Source organism: Halorubrum sp. Atlit-28R, from assembly GCF_003665955.1.
Lineage (GTDB): Archaea > Halobacteriota > Halobacteria > Halobacteriales > Haloferacaceae > Halorubrum > Halorubrum tropicale.
On sequence record NZ_QPLS01000002.1, the window covers coordinates 306,283 to 320,904 of the forward strand.

A 14,622-nucleotide genomic window follows, 5' to 3' on the forward strand; every position below is an offset into this window, starting at 1 on the left:
GCCTGTAGAAACCCCGGGCCGACCGCCCTCAGAACGTCGAGACGTCGCCCTCGATGACGCTGCGGGTCACGTCGGTCACGTCGGCCAGTTCGCGGTCGACGATGGCGATCACGTCGTCCTCGATGTCGCCCAGCGCGACCTCGTCCTCGGTGACGATCTGCGCGTCGGCGACGTGCGGCTCGTCGATCGGGCGACCGATCTGCGAGAGCAGCCGGACCTGGAGGTCGCGGATGCCGTCGACCTCGCTCGTGACGGACTCGGCGACGCGGGTGGAGAGCAGGTTGTATATCTTCCCGATGTGGTTGACGGGGTTCTTCCCGGAGGTCGCCTCCATCGACATCGGGCGGTTCGGGGTGATGAGCCCGTTGGCGCGGTTCCCGCGGCCGACCGAGCCGTCGTCGCCCTGCTCGGCGGAGGTGCCGGTGACGGTGAGGTAGACGGACCCCTCGTCGTAGTCGTCGGCGGTGTTGACGTCGACGTGGACCTCGCGGTCGGTGTACTCGCGCGCGAGGTCGTCGACGTACTCGCGGACGGACGCGACCGCGTCGTCGTACTCGTCGAGCCCCTCGACGTAGGCGTCGACCATCGCGGCGGCGACGGTGATGTCGATCCGGTCGCCCTCGCGCTTGCCCATGATCTTCACGTCGGGGCCCAGCTCGGGGTGGTCGTCGTGGTAGGTCGTGTTGAGCGCGCGCTCGGCCTCGCGGACGATGGTCTCCGTCTCGGTGAGCGGCGCGTGGCCGACGCCGAAGGAGGTGTCGTTGGCCATCGGGACCTCCTGAGTCTCCTCGCCGAAGACGTCCTGGAGGTCGCCCGACCCCTCGCCGAGCCGCACGTCGACGACCACGTCGGTGCCGTACTCCAACTCTGGGATCGCCTCGGCGAGGTAGTCGCGGGCGGCCGCGAGCGCGGTCGAGTCGACGGGCAGCTGCTCGCCGTCGTACTCCTTCGTGGCGCGGCCGACGATGAGGATATAGATGGGCTCGACGACCTCGCCGCCGCCGAACGCGGGGGCCGCGCGGCCGGCGACGAGCTGCGTCTCGTCGGTGTTGTAGTGGAGGACTTTGCCGACGCGGTCGAGGTAGAGCTGCGAGAGCGCCCGCGAGACCGACTCCGCGACGCCGTCGCAGATCGAGTCGGGGTGACCGATCCCCTTTCGCTCGACGATTTCGACCTCCTGGTCCTCGACCGCCTGCCGGTCGAGGCGGCTGACCTGTATGTTCCGGTCCATTGCCCCTCGCTACTCCGTCGGCGGCAGTATAACTTGCGGAAACCACCTGCACCGGGGTAATGCTCCCTGGTTATGGTTCGGCAGATATTGCGGCCACGCCCCGGCCGACGCCGTCAGCGGACCGCCGCGTACGCCTCGGCCATCACGTCGAGGGCCTCGCGCAGCTCCGCCTCGTCGGTCGCGTACGAGATCCGCGCGTGGCCGGCGCCGCCCTCGCCGAACGCTTCGCCGGGGACGACGACCACGCCGCGGTCGAGGCACTCGTCGACGAACCCCTCCGGAACACGGGGCATCGCGTAGAACGCGCCCTGCGGCGTCGGGCAGTCGAGGCCGATCTCGTCGAAGCCGTCGAGGAGGAGGTCCCGGCGGCGCCGGAACGACGCCGTCATCTCGTCGACGACGCCGCGGTCGCCGCGGAGCGCGGCCTCCGCGGCGTACTGGGCCGGCGCCGAGGCGCACGCCTGCGCGTACTGGTGGACGCGCAGCATGCGCTCGACGCGCTCGTCGGACCCGTACACCCAGCCGAGCCGCCAGCCCGTCATCGAGAACAGCTTCGAGGCGGAGTTGACGACGACGACGTTGTCCGTCTCCGCGAACTCGATCGGCGAGTAGTGCTCGCCGTCGAAGACGGTGTACTCGTACACCTCGTCGGAGATGCAGAGCACGTCGTGCTCGTCCGCGATGCGGGCGAACTCGCGCACGTCTTCCTCGGAGGAGACGGCCCCGGTGGGGTTGCCGGGGGAGTTGACGACGAACGCCGCCGTGTCGTCAGTGATCGCGTCCTCGACGGCCGCCGGGTCGATCGTGAGGTCGTCGCGGAGCGGCACGGGGACCGGCTCGCCGCCCGCCAGCTTCGTCAGGGCGTCGTATGAGACGAACCCGGGGTCCGGGATCAGCACCTCGTCGCCGGCGTCGACGTGCGCTTCGAGGGCGACGTGGAGCGCCTCGCTGCCGCCCGCGGTCGCGATGACGTTGCCCGGGTCGAGGTCGATCCCCTGGTCGGCGCGGTGCTTCTCGGCGATGGCCTCCCGCAGCGACCGCGTGCCCTTGTTCTCGGTGTAGGCGTCCGCCTTCCCGGACTCGATGGCGTCGACCGCGGCCCGTCTGGCGTGGTCCGGCGTCGGGAAGTCGGGCTGGCCCAGCCCGAGGTTGATCGCGTCGTCGCCGGCCGCCTCGAACACCTCGCGGATCCCGCTGATCGAGATCCGCTCGACCCTGTCGGAGAACGTCGTCATGTCAGTGTGGGCGCGCCGCCGAGAGTTAGTTCTTGCCACGTCGCCCGAGCGCCGGGCCCCGACTCGACGCCGTCGAGTCACCAGCGCCGACGCTCCCAGACGGGGCGGCGCTCGCCCCGGCGGGCGTCGTCGCGGACCCGGCCGTCCGCGTCGGTCGGCAGCGCGAACCGACCCTCCAGGACGGCCGGTACCTCCGTCGGCCGCGCTCGCAACAGCGCGTCGTCGACGGCGCGGAGCCGGAGCATCGGCCGGCCCGGCCCCATCGGCACCTTGATCGACTCGATCAGCCCCCGGTCGACGAGCGCCTCCCGGTCGCGGGTGAACTCCTGCGCCGGAGCGATCCCGACGCCGTCGGTGCCGACCCAGCGCCGCAGATCGCGGAAGAGGTAGTCGTGTCGCGCCGCGAGCGCGGCGAGGAGCGTCCGGTCCGACGGCTCGGTCGTGCGGCCGAACTCGCCGGGGTCGAGCGTCGCGAGCACCGCCGCTAAGTCGTCGGCGAAGCGGTCGTCGAGGATCTCGCGCGCGGCGGCGAGCAGCCGCGTTCGGGAGGGCATCCCGACGGGGTCGGTCGTCGCCGCGTCGAACCGCGACTCGGCCGTCGCGCGGGCGCCGTCGACCGCCTCGGAGTCGGTCTCGGCCGCGCTCGTCGCGAGGGTCCGGTCCCCGCGGGGGCCGACGACGGCGTCGGCGCGGTCCGGGCTCGCGAACAGCGTCCCGCCGGCCCCGTGGCCGAGCGGGTCGCCGGTTCGGACCCGTATCTGGTCGGTCTCGACCGCCTCGGCGACGGCGCTCCCGAGGACGAGGGCGCGCGAGAGCGCGTCGACGACGCCCGGCCGGCACGCGACCCGCCACGGCGGGCCCGAGGAGCGCTCGCGAGCGGCCAGCACGGACGGGAGCAGCCGGATCGGCACGCCGACCGCGACGACCGCGGACCGGTCGGCCAGCGCGGTCTCGACCGCATCGGCGAGCGGGTCGTCGGGGCGCGGGAGCGCGTCGGAGACCTCGCCCCTGTCACCGAAGCCGTCGCTCGCCGCCGCGGCGGAGTCGCCGGCGGCGTCGGAGTCGGCTCCGGGCGCGGCGTCGTCACCGGTCACACACGTCGTCACTGCCGCGATCCGAAAGAGCGTTGCGCCGGTTCGCGCGGACGCCGCGGGAAGCAGAGAGGGTCGGGAGCGCAGTCAGGGCGCCCGCCCGAACACGAGGTAGCCCGTGTGCCCAACGCCCGCGGTGGAGGGGCGCGAGCCCCGGTCGGAGAAGTCCATCTCGCGCTGGATCGTCTCCAGCGTCTCGACCTCGTCGAAGCCGGCCTCGCGCGCGGCGAGGGCCGCCTCGCGGGTACCCTCGACGAACGGCGAGTAGACGGCGAGGCGGCCGCCGGGCGCCAGCAGGTCGTCCGCGCGCTCGACGACCGCCGGGGCGTCGCCCGTGTCGAGCGTGAGGGCGTCGAACGGCTCCTCGTCGGCGAGCGCGCCCAGCTCGTCGGTGAGGTCGCCGGTCCGGACCTCGACGCGGTCGGCGACGCCCGCGGTCGTCATGTTCTCGCGGGCGACCTCGGCGAACTCGGCGTCGACCTCGTAGGTGGTCACGTCGGCGCCCGCGCGGCCGAGGTACGCGGCGAGGATGCCGGTCCCGGTGCCGGCGTCGAGGACGCGGTCGCCGCCGGACGCGCCGGTGTGGCCCATCACGAGGCCCACGTCGCGCGGCATCATCGGCGCGCCGGTGCGTTCGAGGTGGTTGAACAGGTCGGGGCCGCGGAGCGCGCGGACCTCGAAGACGGTGCCGAGGTGGGTCTCGACCTCGTCGCCGGCCGCGACGTCCTCGGGGACCTCGATCACGCCGAGGTCCGTGCCGAACTCCTCGCCGGGCTCCAGCAGGTACTCGCGGTCCTCGTGGACGAGCAGGTACGCGGCGTCCGTCACTGCAGGTCCGAGATCGCTCGCGCCGGCTCGCCGTTGGCCGCCTCCAGCGCCTCGCGGGCGGCCTCCTTCGAGACGCCCGCCTGCTGGGCGACCAGCTTCACGTCCTCCTCCGGGATGCCGTCGTCGCCGTCGTCCGCGTCGTCGAGCGCCGGGTCGTCGCCGCCCTCGACGGCCGTCGCGCCGCCCGCGCCGGCGTCGGCGACCGACTCGGGCGAGCCGACGATCTGGTAGGTCTCCTGCCCCTGGGCGTCCATCTTGGTCACCTGGGCGCCGTCGAAGACGAGGTCGTCGCCGTCGGCCGTCTCGATGACGACCCGCTCGGCGTCGAGCTCCTCGACGTCGATCCCCATCTGTTTCATCATCTGTTTCATCTTGCGCGGGTTCATGCCGCCGCCTCCGAACATGCCACTTAATTCGGCCGGACGACACAAAAAGGGTGTCGACACGGGCCGAAGCGGCGACGCGCTGCGGGAGCGCGGTCGCGGCGAGGCCGGCTGAACGCAGTCCGACCGAACCCGGCGAACCGGACCGAGACGGCTGGGTTGATACGTGTCGCGCGCGAGGCGGCGGTATGTACCTCGCGGACCACACCTGGCCGGAGCTGGGCGACGCGCTCGCTCCCGGCTCCGTCGCGCTCGTCCCGCTCGGCTCGACCGAACAGCACGGCCCCCACCTCCCGCTCGCGACAGACCACCTGATCGCCGAGGCGCTCGCGATGGCGGCCGCCGAGCGGTCTGACGCGTTCCGAACGCCGACGGTCAACGTCGGCGTCAGCCCGCACCACCGGCAGTTCCCGGGGACGATGTGGGTCGACCCGCCGGAGTTCCGGGACTACGTCGAGTCGTTCTCGCGGAACCTCGCGTACCACGGGATCGACCGCGTGGTGTTCGTGAACGCCCACGGCGGCAACGTCCAGCACCTCCGCGAGGTGGGGCGCCGGCTCCACGAGGACGAGGTCGCCTACGCCGTCGAGTGGATGTGGGACGAGTCGATCCCGGAGCTGGTCGACGACCTGTTCGAGCACAACGGCCCCCACGCCGGACCGAAGGAGACGGCGATGATCTCCCACATTGCGCCCGACCTCGTCCGCGAGGACCGGCTCGAAGACGCCCGCGACGGCGGCCTCGTCGACCTCGCGAGCGCGGAGGCGACGGTCCACGGCGCCCGCACCTTCTACGACGCGGTCGACAACTCGCCGAACGGCGCGTTCGGCGACCCGACCGACGTGACGCCCGAGAAGGCGGAGCGCCTGTTCGAGGCGGCCGCGGACCAGCTCGTCCAGCTGGCGGAGTGGATCGGCGAGCGCGACGCGGAGGAACTGTTCCCGGAGCCGCGCGTCGAAGGAGAGACGGCCTAAGCGCCGTCGGGCTCCCGGTCGCCCCCGTCGCCGAGGATCTCGTCCAGCGCGGCGTCGGTCGCCTCGCGCCGGCCGTCGAGGACCGCGAACGCCTCGCCGCGGCGGCGTTCGAGCCAGCGGAGCAGCCGCGCCGCCCAGTCGAGCTTCCGCGCCTTCATCGGGTCGACCGCCGGGTCGTCGAAGTCCCAGCCGGGGAAGACAAGCTCGCCGGCACCCACGTGGTCGGCGAGGAACGCGGCTCGGTCGCCGTCGGTGAATCCGCCGGGGTTTCGGACCGGGCCGACGGGGGCCGCCTGCGTCGTCGCCAGCGTCCACTCGTCGGCGAAGCGCGGGAGCCACTCGCGGACGGCGGGGACGTTGTCGCCGTGGGCGTGAGCGGCGACGGGGACGCCCTCGCGGGTCAGCGACGCCGCGGTCTCGGGGTTCTTGTCGAGGTCGGTCACCATACAGTCGACGTCGACGCCGCGGTCGGCGAGCACGTCGGCCGCCGTGGAGGCGGCGACGACGACGTCGGCGTCGCGGGCGAGCGCCACCTCGTCGGCGAGGCACGGCGCCGCGCCCGCGACCGCGACAGTCTGCCCCTCCCAATCACCGAGGCGGTCGGGCGGGAACGGCGTCGCGAGGTCGGCGGCGAGGTCTCGGGCCCGCTCGTCGGCGGCTCTGTCGAACCCGAAGTCGGCGAGGATCGCCTCGTAGACGGGCTCGAAGGTCGCGAAGTTCACGGACTGGTCACTCCGCGTGCGGGATCCTGTCTCCGTCCAGACCGGCGCCGCCGCTCGCCGGTCGAATTATGGTATGGACCGGAGTGGCACAGAGTACCCCTACCCGCGTGCCCCTCCGGCGTCCGGTCGATCGGTTGTCTACACGAGGGCATAAACTTTCTCTTAACTGACGTTGGCTGCGATTCCGTCGAGCGCGGCGTCGAGCGCGTCGGAGACGCCTGAAACCGACTCCCTGACCGATTCGATCGCGTCCGGGGTCCCGATCAGGAGGCCGCGACGGCGGTCCGGGAGGGCGCCGCCGGCAGATCCGCCGTTCGCGCGGTCACCGGTCCCGCCGTCGGTCGTCGTCGGAGTCGTCGGGACGCCGGCCCGGTTCGGATCGCCGAGCGCGAACGTCGCGGCGCTCGCGTCGCCGCCGACGGTCGCGGCGCGCAGGGCGCCGACCGCGGCGTCGCCGAGCCCGTCGAGCTCGTAGGTGCGGACGACCGCGGCCTCGGCGGGGTCGCGGTCGCCGTCGGCCGCCCGCGGCGCGCCGATCCGATCGAGGTGGCGCCCCGCTTCCCGGACCGTCGTCACGTCGAGCTCCGCGACCGCGACGGCGTCGTCGGCCCCGCCGGCGTAGCGGTCGCGGGCGAACTCGGCGCCGATCAGGGCGGCGTCGCGCGTCTCGGCCACGTCGTGCGTCCGGATCACGTGGGCGCCGCGCTCGACGGCCATCGACGTGGCCGCGAGCGAGACCGGGAGCGCCTCCTCGGTGCTGCGGCCGGCGACCGTCTTGAGGAAGCTCTTGCGGTTGATCGAGACGAGGAGGGGGCGGCCGTAGCCGCGGAACTCGCGCAGGCGGTGGAACGTCTCGCGGTCGTCCTCGTGGGTCTTCGCCTCGGACCAGCCGCCGAACGCGGGGTCGAGGATCGTCTTGTCGGTGAGGCCGTTCATCGAGAGGGCCTCGTAGATGTCGTCCACGTCCTCGATGGCGCCCGGGCGTTCGAGGTCCGGCGGCGAGGCCATCTTCGAGACCGCCACGTCGTGTTCGCGGCAGACGCGGGGCATCTCCGGGTCGGCGAACCCGCAGATGTCGTTGACCATGTCGAAGCCGCGCGAGAGCGCCTCGTCGGCGACCTCGTGGTAGCGCGTCTCGATCGACCAGACGGCGTCGCCCGAGGTCGATTCGAGGGTCTCGACGGCGGTGTCGAGCCGATCCAACTCCTGTTCGGCGGAGAGCACGTCGAGGTCCTTGTTGGCCGATTCGAGGCCCACGTCGACGATGTCGGCGCCCTCGCCGATCAGTTCCTCGTCGACGTACGCCGCGGCCTCACCGGGGTCGTCGTACACGCTGGGGTCGTACGGCGACTCCTCCGAGACGTTGAGCACGCCCATGATCCGGGGCGGGTGGTCGTCGCCGATCCCGAGCCCCGCGGCGTCCACGTTTCGCATACGATCACCACGGGCGCGAGCGACATAAACGGGGCGAGTACCCGACGGGTTCGCCGGGGGATCGACCGGACAACTATTTATAAATGATCGGTGGTGCGGTGGCGCGTGCCCGCGAGGCCGCTTTGCGGCCGAGCCGCGAGGGGCCTTTGGTCCCTCTGGAAGCCGGCGCGCAGCGCCGGTGACGGCACGCGCGAGGGACGCCGCGGGCGACGCGGGCGACCGAAGGGAGCCCCGAGCGAGCGGCGAGGTCGTGGTGGTGTGAGGTGCTGCACCAGGCGGGGTTCGAAGGGGCCGGGGCTTTGGCGGTGTTCGCCGCCGATCCACGCACTGAAGACTCCAATTACAAATCGAACCGGAGGGAGTCGCCGACTCCGACGCCGTGGCGGTCGGTCCACTCGTACGGGACCTCCAGCACGTACTGCCCGGAGCCGGGGTACCGCTGCTCCTCGCCGTCCTCGTTCGGCCCCGGTTCGGGCGCGTTGTGGATCCGTGTGATCTCCCGGTCGCCGTCGGCGTAAACGATGTCGATGCCGAAGCTCATCCGACGCATCACGTAGGTGAGCGAGTCGCGCGGCGAACCGTAGACGAACAACATCCCGCTGTCCCCGGGCAGCGACTCGGCGTCGCTGAGACCCAGACGGCGTTCAGGACCGGTGGAAGCTATCGCGGCGGTCACCGACCCCTTCAGTTCTCCGTCGGGGCCCGCTACTGTCACGGTTGTCGTCTCGTAGTCCGCGTACGCCCCGGTAGGCCACGCCGACTCGCCGTCGCCGCCGTCCGAACCGCCACCGCCGTCGGTCGAGTCGTTCTCCCCGCCCGCGCCGTCGTCGCCCGCGCGGTCGCCCAGACAGCCCGCCGCGGCGCCGAGGGTCCCGGCCGCGGTCAGTCCGAGGAGTCGCCGCCGTCTCATGGCCGGAACGAGGGCGGCCGGCGATATAAGCGACTGCATCGGCGGCGAACGCGTGCGGACGCCGCGGCCTCGGCGCGGCGCAGCGACCGTCCGCGTGCCGGGAAGGACGCGCTTTTATCGCCGCCGGAGCGTAGCGTGAACATGGCGAAAGTGAGCATCGGCCTCCGCGGGTGGCGCTTCGAGGAGGACGAGATATTCAGCGACGACGAGGAGCTGAAGCCCCTCGACGAGATTCCGGAGGACCCGCGGGAACGGCTCCTGCGGCTCGTCAGCCTCGTCGAGGAGCCGTGCGACGTCTGCTACCTCGACTACGGTGAGGCGGAGGTCCACCGCTGTAACGAGGCCGAGATCGTGTACGGCGAGCCGGAAGGGGAGGTCCTGCTCTGCCCCGAACACGAGCCCGACCTGCTCTACTGGTTCCGCGAGGAGGGCGGCAGCGAGCACAAGGGGTCGGTCGAGTTCGCCGACCGCTTCCACGAGTGGGTCGCCGCCGGCAACGAGGCCCCAGAGGGGTACGGCTCCGTCGAGCACGTCGAGGAGGACCCCGACGGGCTCCCGGACCTGCCCGACCAGCAGGAGGTCCAAGAGCGGATCGAAGAGGGGTTCGAGGGCGAGCGGATCGACATCCTCGAACTCGCCCGCGGCGAGGAGACCGACCGCGAGGAACTGACCGAGGAGGAGCTGGCGGAGTCCGACCTCGACCTCTCCACCGACTACCCGTCGGACCGATGAGCGGCGACGAGCGAGCGCCGGCGACGGGCGAGGGAGCGGCGGAGCCGACCGACGCCGAGGCGTCCGCCGAGTCGGACGACGCTGCGGATCGGCAGACGCCCGTGGTCGTCGTCGTCGAGCCCGAGACCCCGGGCAACGTCGGGACCATCGCGCGGGCGATGAAGAACTTCGGCCTCACCGACCTCAAGCTGGTCGACCCGCCGGAGCTGCGGGAGGACGGCGAGGCGTACGGCTTCGCCGGCCACGCCCGCGAGGACGTGCTGCCGAACGCGGACGAGGTCACCTTCGAGGAGGTCGTCGCGAACTACCACACGGTCGGCACGACCGCGATCACCGGCGAGGACGACCGCAGCCACGAGCGCTTCCCGTTCAAGACGCCCGTCGAGCTCCGCGAGTCGCTGAAGACCGTCGACGCGCCCACCGCCATCGTCTTCGGCCGCGAGGGTCGCGGGCTCAACAACGAGGAGCTCTCGCGGCTCGACGAGGTGTGTTCGATCCCGGCCGACGACGACTACCCCGTCCTCAACCTCGGGCAGGCCGCGACCGTCCTGCTGTACGAGCTGCGTGACCTCACGGTCGGCGAGACCCAGCTGCCCGACACCGAGGTCACCCGCGCGCCCGAGGCCGACGTGGAGCGCTTCCACGGGTTCTTCGAGGACTTCCTCGCGGCGACGGGGCAGCGCGACCACGTCCGCGAGAAGAACGCGCTGCTGATGCGCCGGCTGCTCGGCCGCGCGCACCCGACGGAACGCGAGATCCACACCCTGCTCGGCACCTTCCGCAAGGCGAACACGAAGCTGGAGCACGCCGACCACCTCGCGGCGAAGTACGACGAGCCGCCGTACCCGCGGGAGAAGTAGCCGTGTCCGACTCCGTCCTCGACGAGGACCTGCTGGCCGGCGTCCGCGACGTCGCGCCGCTCATCCTCGGGGTCGCGCCGTTCGCGCTCGTGGCCGGCATCGCCGCCGTCGACGCCGGGCTCGGCCTCGCCGAGGCGGTCGGGATGTCCGTGATCGTGTTCGCGGGCGCCTCGCAGCTGGCGGCGCTGGAACTGCTCGGCGAGAACGCGCCGCTCGCGGTCGTCGTCGGGACGGCCGTCGTGATCAACCTCCGGATGCTGATGTACTCGGCGTCCATCGCGCCGCACTTCGCCGACTACGGGCGCCGCCTCCGCGCGGGGCTCGCGTACCTCCTCACCGACCAGGCGTACGCGCTCTCGGTGGCCGAGTTCGGCGAGAACCCCGACCGGAGCCGGTGGCGCTACTACCTCGGCGCCGCCGCCTCGCTGTGGGTCGTCTGGCAGATCGGCACCGTCGCGGGCGTCGTCCTCGGCGCCGGCGTCCCCGACGCGTGGGGGCTCACCTTCGCGGTGCCGCTCGTGTTCCTGGCGCTCCTCGTCCCAGCGATGAAGGACCGGCCGACCACCGTCGCGGGCGGCGCGGGCGGCGCGGTCGCGGTCGTCGCGGCCGGGCTGCCGCTCAACCTGGGGCTGCTCGTCGGCGCGCTGTGCGGGATCGGCGCGGGGCTCGCAACGGAGGTCGCGGGCCGGTGACCGGCGCGCTCGTCGCCTCCCCGCGGGCGTGGGCCGCCATCGTCGTCATCGGCGTGATCACCTACGGGATCCGGCTCTCTTTCATCCACCTGTTCGGCCGGATCGACGGGGTCCCGACGCGCGTCCAGCGGCCACTCCGGTACGTCCCGCCCGCCGTCCTCGCGGCGCTCGTCCTCCCGGACCTGGTGACGCTGCGCCCGTCGGTCGCCGCGACCCTCTTGGACGAGCGGCTGATCGCCGGCGCCGTCGCCGGCGCCGTTGCGTGGCGAACCGAGAACGTCTTCGCGACCATCGCGACCGGGATGGGGACGCTGTGGCTGTTCCGGTTCATCGTGTTCGGCTGAGGCTCGCGAGGCGCGCTCTGTGCGGCCGCGTCGGCGTCGCGACGGCGTGACCCGCTGCCGCGGCCGACTGGAGCGACGATTCCGTCAGCGCTCGCGCTCCGTCGGCCGCTCCGCGGAGGGCTTCCGGGAGGCCGAGTCGCCGCGGTCGACGGGGCGGTCGAACCGCGAGCCGCCGTCGTCGGCCTCGCGCTCGCGGGCGGCGGCGATCCGCTGGGCGGCGTCGGCGAGCGAGTCGAGCGCCGCGAACACCCGGTACGAGAGGTACGGGCCGACCGAGAGCACCGCGACGGCGATGACCCCGAGCAGGATCTGTCCGACGATCAACAGAGAGTAGACGAACACGAACAGGCTCACGGCGCCCAGAACCGTGCCGGCACGGGTGCGGAGGGCCTCGGACGGCGAGAGCGGGTCATGCGACATAGCCGGGGCTACCGGCGTGAGACACTTAAAAATGAACGCGGGTCGGCGGACGCGGTGTCGATCAGTCGTCGGCCGGGGCGGCGGAGTCGCCGGCCGAGACGCCGGTGCCGGGGCCGATGTCGATGCCGAGCTCCTCGAGCTTCTCGTCGGGGACGACCCCGTCGACCCAGTCGCGGGTCTCGTAGTACTCGGCCTTCAGCTGGTCGAGTTCGACGAGTTCGCCCTCGCTGGCGCCCGTGCCGGGGACGGCGTCCGGGTGGCCCTCGATGAACCGGTTCGGCAGCGTGTCGTCCGCGCCGTCGAAGCCGGCGAGGTTGTTGTAGTAGCGTTCGAGATTGTAGACGCGCTCGCCGGCCTCGAACAGCTCGTCCTCCGAGAGGTCGCGACCGGTCACGCCGTTGTACTGGAGGACGTACTCCTCGATCCCCTCCGCGAACGCGCTGAACTTACAGATGTCGAACGAGTCCGACACCGCGTGAAGGTCCTGGAAGGTGGCGGTGAGCTCGCCTTTCCCCTCCCACTCGTACGGGTCGACCTTCTCCGGGATCCCGAGGATCTCGGCGGCCGGCGTGTAGCCGCGCAGGTGGCAGGCGCCGCGGTTGGAGGTCGCGTACGCGATCCCCATGCCCTTCATACAGCGCGGGTCGTAGGCGGCCATCGTCTGCCCCTTGACGGAGAGCTTGTTGCCGTGCGCGTCCTTCGCGTCGGCGACGCGCTCGGGGCCCTCCGCGAGCAGGTCGCCGAGGTCCGACGAGCGGTGGCCGATCTCGTCGATGAGGTCGATCATCGTCTCGGAGTCGCCCCAGTCGAGGCCGCCGACGCCGTCCAGCTTGCCCTCCTCGCTCATCTCCATCGCCATCGCCATCATGTTGCCGGCCTCGATGGTGTCGATGCCGAGGTCGTTACAGCGCTGGAGCATGACCGCGATCTCGTCGCGGTCGGAGTGCCCCGAGTTCGGGCCGAGCGCCCACGCGGATTCGTACTCGTACGACTCCGTGCGGACGTTCATGTCCTGACCCTTGTGCGTGACGCTGACCTCGACCTCCTTCTTACAGGCGACCGGGCAGGAGTGACAGGTCGGCTCGTCGACGAGGATGTTCTCGCGGACGTTCTCGCCGGAGACGCGCTCCGCCTCGATGTCGACGCCCTCGCCGTCGTGGTACGCCTCGGTCGAGGTGTACTTCGCGTTCTTGGTCGGGAGCCCGTCCATCTCCTCGGTCGCGTTCATCAGGACGTTCGTCCCGTACATCGAGAGCCCGCCCTCGTTGGGCGCGGTCACGTCGGACTCGCGGATGACCTCCATCGCCTGCTGGTACCCCTCCTGGAACGTCTCGGGGTCGGCGGGCTTGGGCATGTCCGTGCCCGACTTCACGACGACCGCCTTCACCTTCTTCGCGCCCATCACGGCGCCGGTGCCGCCGCGGCCCGAGGCGCGGTCGTCCTCGTTGATGACGCAGCCGTAGCGAACCTGGTTCTCGCCGCCCTGACCGATGGCCATCACGGAGACGTCGCGACCGACCTTCCCCTCGACCTCCTCGCCGATCTGGTCGATCGTGTCGTGGACGCCCTGGCCCCAGAGGTGCGAGGCGTCGCGTACCTCCACGTCGCCGTCCTCGACGAACAGGTAGACGGGCTCGTCGCTCTCGCCGTCGAGCAGGATGCCGTCGAGCCCGGCCCACTTGAGCCGCGCCCCGGACCAGCCGCCGTGGTGCGAGTCGGTGACGGTCCCCGTCAGCGGGGACTTGGTCACCAACGCGATCCGGCCGCTCATCACGGTCTGGGTGCCCGTCAGCGGGCCGGTCATGAACGCCAGTCGGTTCTCCGGTCCCAGCGGGTCCACGTCGGGCCCCTTGTCGAAGACGTACTTGACGCCGAGCCCGCGCGCGCCGATGTACTTCTTCGCGTCGTCGTCGTCGATCCCGCGGTAGCTGACCTCGCCACCGCCGAGTTCGACCTGTGCCACACGGTCTCTGTAGCCGCCCATTTCAGTCATGTAATGCTCGTTCATTATAGACGGACCACAACGTGTTAGGTGTTCACCTCCGGACGCAACCGGAACCAGTTACCAAACTGGAGGCGTCGGCGCCACGGCGCTTATGAATGGACCGCGCGTTCCGTGCGTGAATACTCGCGGACGGCAGCGGGGTGCGAACGGTTCTCACATTACCGCGACGACGTGGTGCGAGCGACCGGTTTCGGTCGGCGTCCCGCGTCGGACGCCGAACATCGCGAAGCCGCAGGCCATAATTGCCGGCGAGGCGAAGCGCGAGCGTGACCGACCGAGACGGGCGAGAAGAGACGACCGGACGCCGTCCGGGAGGGGTCGCGCGCCGTCTGAGGGCGACCGGGCGCGACCGAGCGAGGGCGTTCGGGGTCGCGCTCGCCGTGCTCGTCGCGTCCGTGGTTCCGGTCCCGGCGTCGTCGGGCGGCGAGGAGAGCGCGCTCGGCGGCGCTCTCGACGCCCTGCCAGCCGAAGTCGGGCTTACCGACCCGTTCCACCTCGTCGGCTACGCGGTCCTCGCAGCGCTGCTCGTCCCGGTGGCGCGGGGACATCGGTTCGGACCGCTCCTCGCGGCCGGCGCCGCGGTCGCGTTCGGCTTCGGGATCGAACTCGTCCAGGCGCCGATCCCGTGGCGGTCCTTCGCGTGGCGCGACGCCGCGGTCAACGCGGTCGGCGCGGTCATCGGAGCGGGGATCGCGGTCGCCTGGGGGAGCGGACCGGAAGCGGCGAGCGACCGCGACGACGGGCGCTAGTGACGCCCGCGT

16 protein-coding genes are annotated in these 14,622 nt (G+C 71.8%); 6 read left to right on the forward strand and 10 right to left on the reverse strand.

Annotated elements, in window-relative coordinates; translation table 11 throughout:
- Positions 1-28: 28 nt before the first annotated feature.
- The 5 genes from DVK06_RS05055 to DVK06_RS05075 all read right to left on the reverse strand — a co-directional run bounded on the left by DVK06_RS05055 (position 29) and on the right by DVK06_RS05075 (position 4,789).
- Positions 29-1,231 (reverse strand): methionine adenosyltransferase, encoded by a 1,203-nt coding sequence (locus DVK06_RS05055; protein ID WP_121599530.1) that lies wholly within the window; start codon positions 1,229-1,231, stop codon positions 29-31.
- A gap of 113 nt (positions 1,232-1,344) precedes the next feature.
- On the reverse strand, positions 1,345-2,466 hold the full coding sequence (locus tag DVK06_RS05060) for a pyridoxal phosphate-dependent aminotransferase (protein WP_121599531.1): 1,122 nt from the start codon (positions 2,464-2,466) through the stop codon (positions 1,345-1,347).
- Between the two features lie 77 nt (positions 2,467-2,543).
- A complete protein-coding gene (locus DVK06_RS05065) occupies positions 2,544-3,560 on the reverse strand; it encodes a DUF5821 family protein (RefSeq protein ID WP_121599532.1) in 1,017 nt (338 codons plus the stop codon).
- Between the two features lie 84 nt (positions 3,561-3,644).
- Positions 3,645-4,385, reverse strand: a complete 741-nt coding sequence (locus tag DVK06_RS05070) for a tRNA (adenine-N1)-methyltransferase (RefSeq protein WP_121599533.1) — start codon at positions 4,383-4,385, stop codon at positions 3,645-3,647.
- Positions 4,382-4,789, reverse strand: a complete 408-nt coding sequence (locus DVK06_RS05075; RefSeq protein ID WP_053771409.1) for a nascent polypeptide-associated complex protein — start codon at positions 4,787-4,789, stop codon at positions 4,382-4,384. Before DVK06_RS05075 ends, DVK06_RS05070 begins: the two co-directional genes overlap by 4 nt.
- Before the next feature lie 167 nt (positions 4,790-4,956).
- Between DVK06_RS05075 and DVK06_RS05080 the strand changes: the two genes are divergently transcribed.
- Complete coding sequence (locus DVK06_RS05080; protein WP_121599534.1) at positions 4,957-5,742, forward strand: creatininase family protein; 786 nt, start codon at positions 4,957-4,959, stop codon at positions 5,740-5,742.
- Here DVK06_RS05080 and DVK06_RS05085 read toward each other — a convergent pair.
- From DVK06_RS05085 to DVK06_RS05095, 3 genes are all read right to left on the reverse strand, one after another.
- Complete coding sequence (locus DVK06_RS05085; RefSeq protein ID WP_053771503.1) at positions 5,739-6,464, reverse strand: 6-hydroxymethylpterin diphosphokinase MptE-like protein; 726 nt, start codon at positions 6,462-6,464, stop codon at positions 5,739-5,741. The two genes, DVK06_RS05080 and DVK06_RS05085, sit on opposite strands and share 4 nt — an antisense overlap.
- A 162-nt stretch (positions 6,465-6,626) precedes the next feature.
- On the reverse strand, positions 6,627-7,898 hold the full coding sequence (folP, locus tag DVK06_RS05090) for a dihydropteroate synthase (RefSeq protein ID WP_199236381.1): 1,272 nt from the start codon (positions 7,896-7,898) through the stop codon (positions 6,627-6,629).
- 340 nt (positions 7,899-8,238) lie between these two features.
- Entirely contained in the window at positions 8,239-8,808 is a 570-nt protein-coding gene (locus tag DVK06_RS05095; RefSeq protein ID WP_121599535.1) for a DUF192 domain-containing protein, read from the reverse strand.
- A gap of 141 nt (positions 8,809-8,949) precedes the next feature.
- Here DVK06_RS05095 and DVK06_RS05100 point away from each other — a divergent pair, with 141 nt between their 5' ends.
- Genes DVK06_RS05100 through DVK06_RS05115 form a run of 4 tightly spaced genes read left to right on the forward strand, consistent with a single transcriptional unit; the run spans position 8,950 to position 11,436 of the window.
- A complete protein-coding gene (locus tag DVK06_RS05100) occupies positions 8,950-9,540 on the forward strand; it encodes a hypothetical protein (protein WP_053771412.1) in 591 nt (196 codons plus the stop codon).
- Positions 9,537-10,400: an RNA methyltransferase gene (locus tag DVK06_RS05105; protein ID WP_121599536.1), complete on the forward strand. Its 864-nt coding sequence runs from the start codon at positions 9,537-9,539 to the stop codon at positions 10,398-10,400. Before DVK06_RS05100 ends, DVK06_RS05105 begins: the two co-directional genes overlap by 4 nt.
- A gap of 2 nt (positions 10,401-10,402) precedes the next feature.
- Positions 10,403-11,092 carry an AzlC family ABC transporter permease gene (locus DVK06_RS05110; protein ID WP_121599537.1) on the forward strand — a complete coding sequence of 230 codons (690 nt, stop codon included), beginning with the start codon at positions 10,403-10,405 and terminating at the stop codon, positions 11,090-11,092.
- Positions 11,089-11,436 (forward strand): AzlD domain-containing protein, encoded by a 348-nt coding sequence (locus DVK06_RS05115; protein ID WP_121599603.1) that lies wholly within the window; start codon positions 11,089-11,091, stop codon positions 11,434-11,436. The genes DVK06_RS05110 and DVK06_RS05115 overlap by 4 nt, the downstream gene beginning before the upstream one ends.
- A gap of 84 nt (positions 11,437-11,520) precedes the next feature.
- Here DVK06_RS05115 and DVK06_RS05120 read toward each other — a convergent pair whose 3' ends face one another.
- A complete protein-coding gene (locus DVK06_RS05120; RefSeq protein ID WP_121599538.1) occupies positions 11,521-11,856 on the reverse strand; it encodes a hypothetical protein in 336 nt (111 codons plus the stop codon).
- Positions 11,857-11,917: 61 nt separating this feature from the next.
- Positions 11,918-13,849 carry an aldehyde ferredoxin oxidoreductase family protein gene (locus DVK06_RS05125; protein WP_121599539.1) on the reverse strand — a complete coding sequence of 644 codons (1,932 nt, stop codon included), beginning with the start codon at positions 13,847-13,849 and terminating at the stop codon, positions 11,918-11,920.
- A 278-nt stretch (positions 13,850-14,127) separates the two neighbouring features.
- Between DVK06_RS05125 and DVK06_RS05130 the strand changes: the two genes are divergently transcribed.
- A complete protein-coding gene (locus DVK06_RS05130; RefSeq protein ID WP_121599540.1) occupies positions 14,128-14,610 on the forward strand; it encodes a VanZ family protein in 483 nt (160 codons plus the stop codon).
- The last annotated feature ends 12 nt before the right edge of the window (positions 14,611-14,622 follow it).

Excerpts from the sequence above, each read along its gene's own strand:
- folP (WP_199236381.1), bottom strand. The coding sequence starts at position 7,898 with ATGCGAAACGTGGACGCCGCGGGGCTCGGGATCGGCGACGACCACCCG.
- DVK06_RS05095 (WP_121599535.1), bottom strand. The coding sequence starts at position 8,808 with ATGAGACGGCGGCGACTCCTCGGACTGACCGCGGCCGGGACCCTCGGC.
- DVK06_RS05055 (WP_121599530.1), bottom strand. The coding sequence starts at position 1,231 with ATGGACCGGAACATACAGGTCAGCCGCCTCGACCGGCAGGCGGTCGAG.
- DVK06_RS05080 (WP_121599534.1), top strand. The coding sequence starts at position 4,957 with ATGTACCTCGCGGACCACACCTGGCCGGAGCTGGGCGACGCGCTCGCT.
- DVK06_RS05105 (WP_121599536.1), top strand. The coding sequence starts at position 9,537 with ATGAGCGGCGACGAGCGAGCGCCGGCGACGGGCGAGGGAGCGGCGGAG.
- DVK06_RS05120 (WP_121599538.1), bottom strand. The coding sequence starts at position 11,856 with ATGTCGCATGACCCGCTCTCGCCGTCCGAGGCCCTCCGCACCCGTGCC.
- DVK06_RS05075 (WP_053771409.1), bottom strand. The coding sequence starts at position 4,789 with ATGTTCGGAGGCGGCGGCATGAACCCGCGCAAGATGAAACAGATGATG.
- DVK06_RS05100 (WP_053771412.1), top strand. The coding sequence starts at position 8,950 with ATGGCGAAAGTGAGCATCGGCCTCCGCGGGTGGCGCTTCGAGGAGGAC.
- DVK06_RS05125 (WP_121599539.1), bottom strand. The coding sequence starts at position 13,849 with ATGACTGAAATGGGCGGCTACAGAGACCGTGTGGCACAGGTCGAACTC.
- DVK06_RS05060 (WP_121599531.1), bottom strand. The coding sequence starts at position 2,466 with ATGACGACGTTCTCCGACAGGGTCGAGCGGATCTCGATCAGCGGGATC.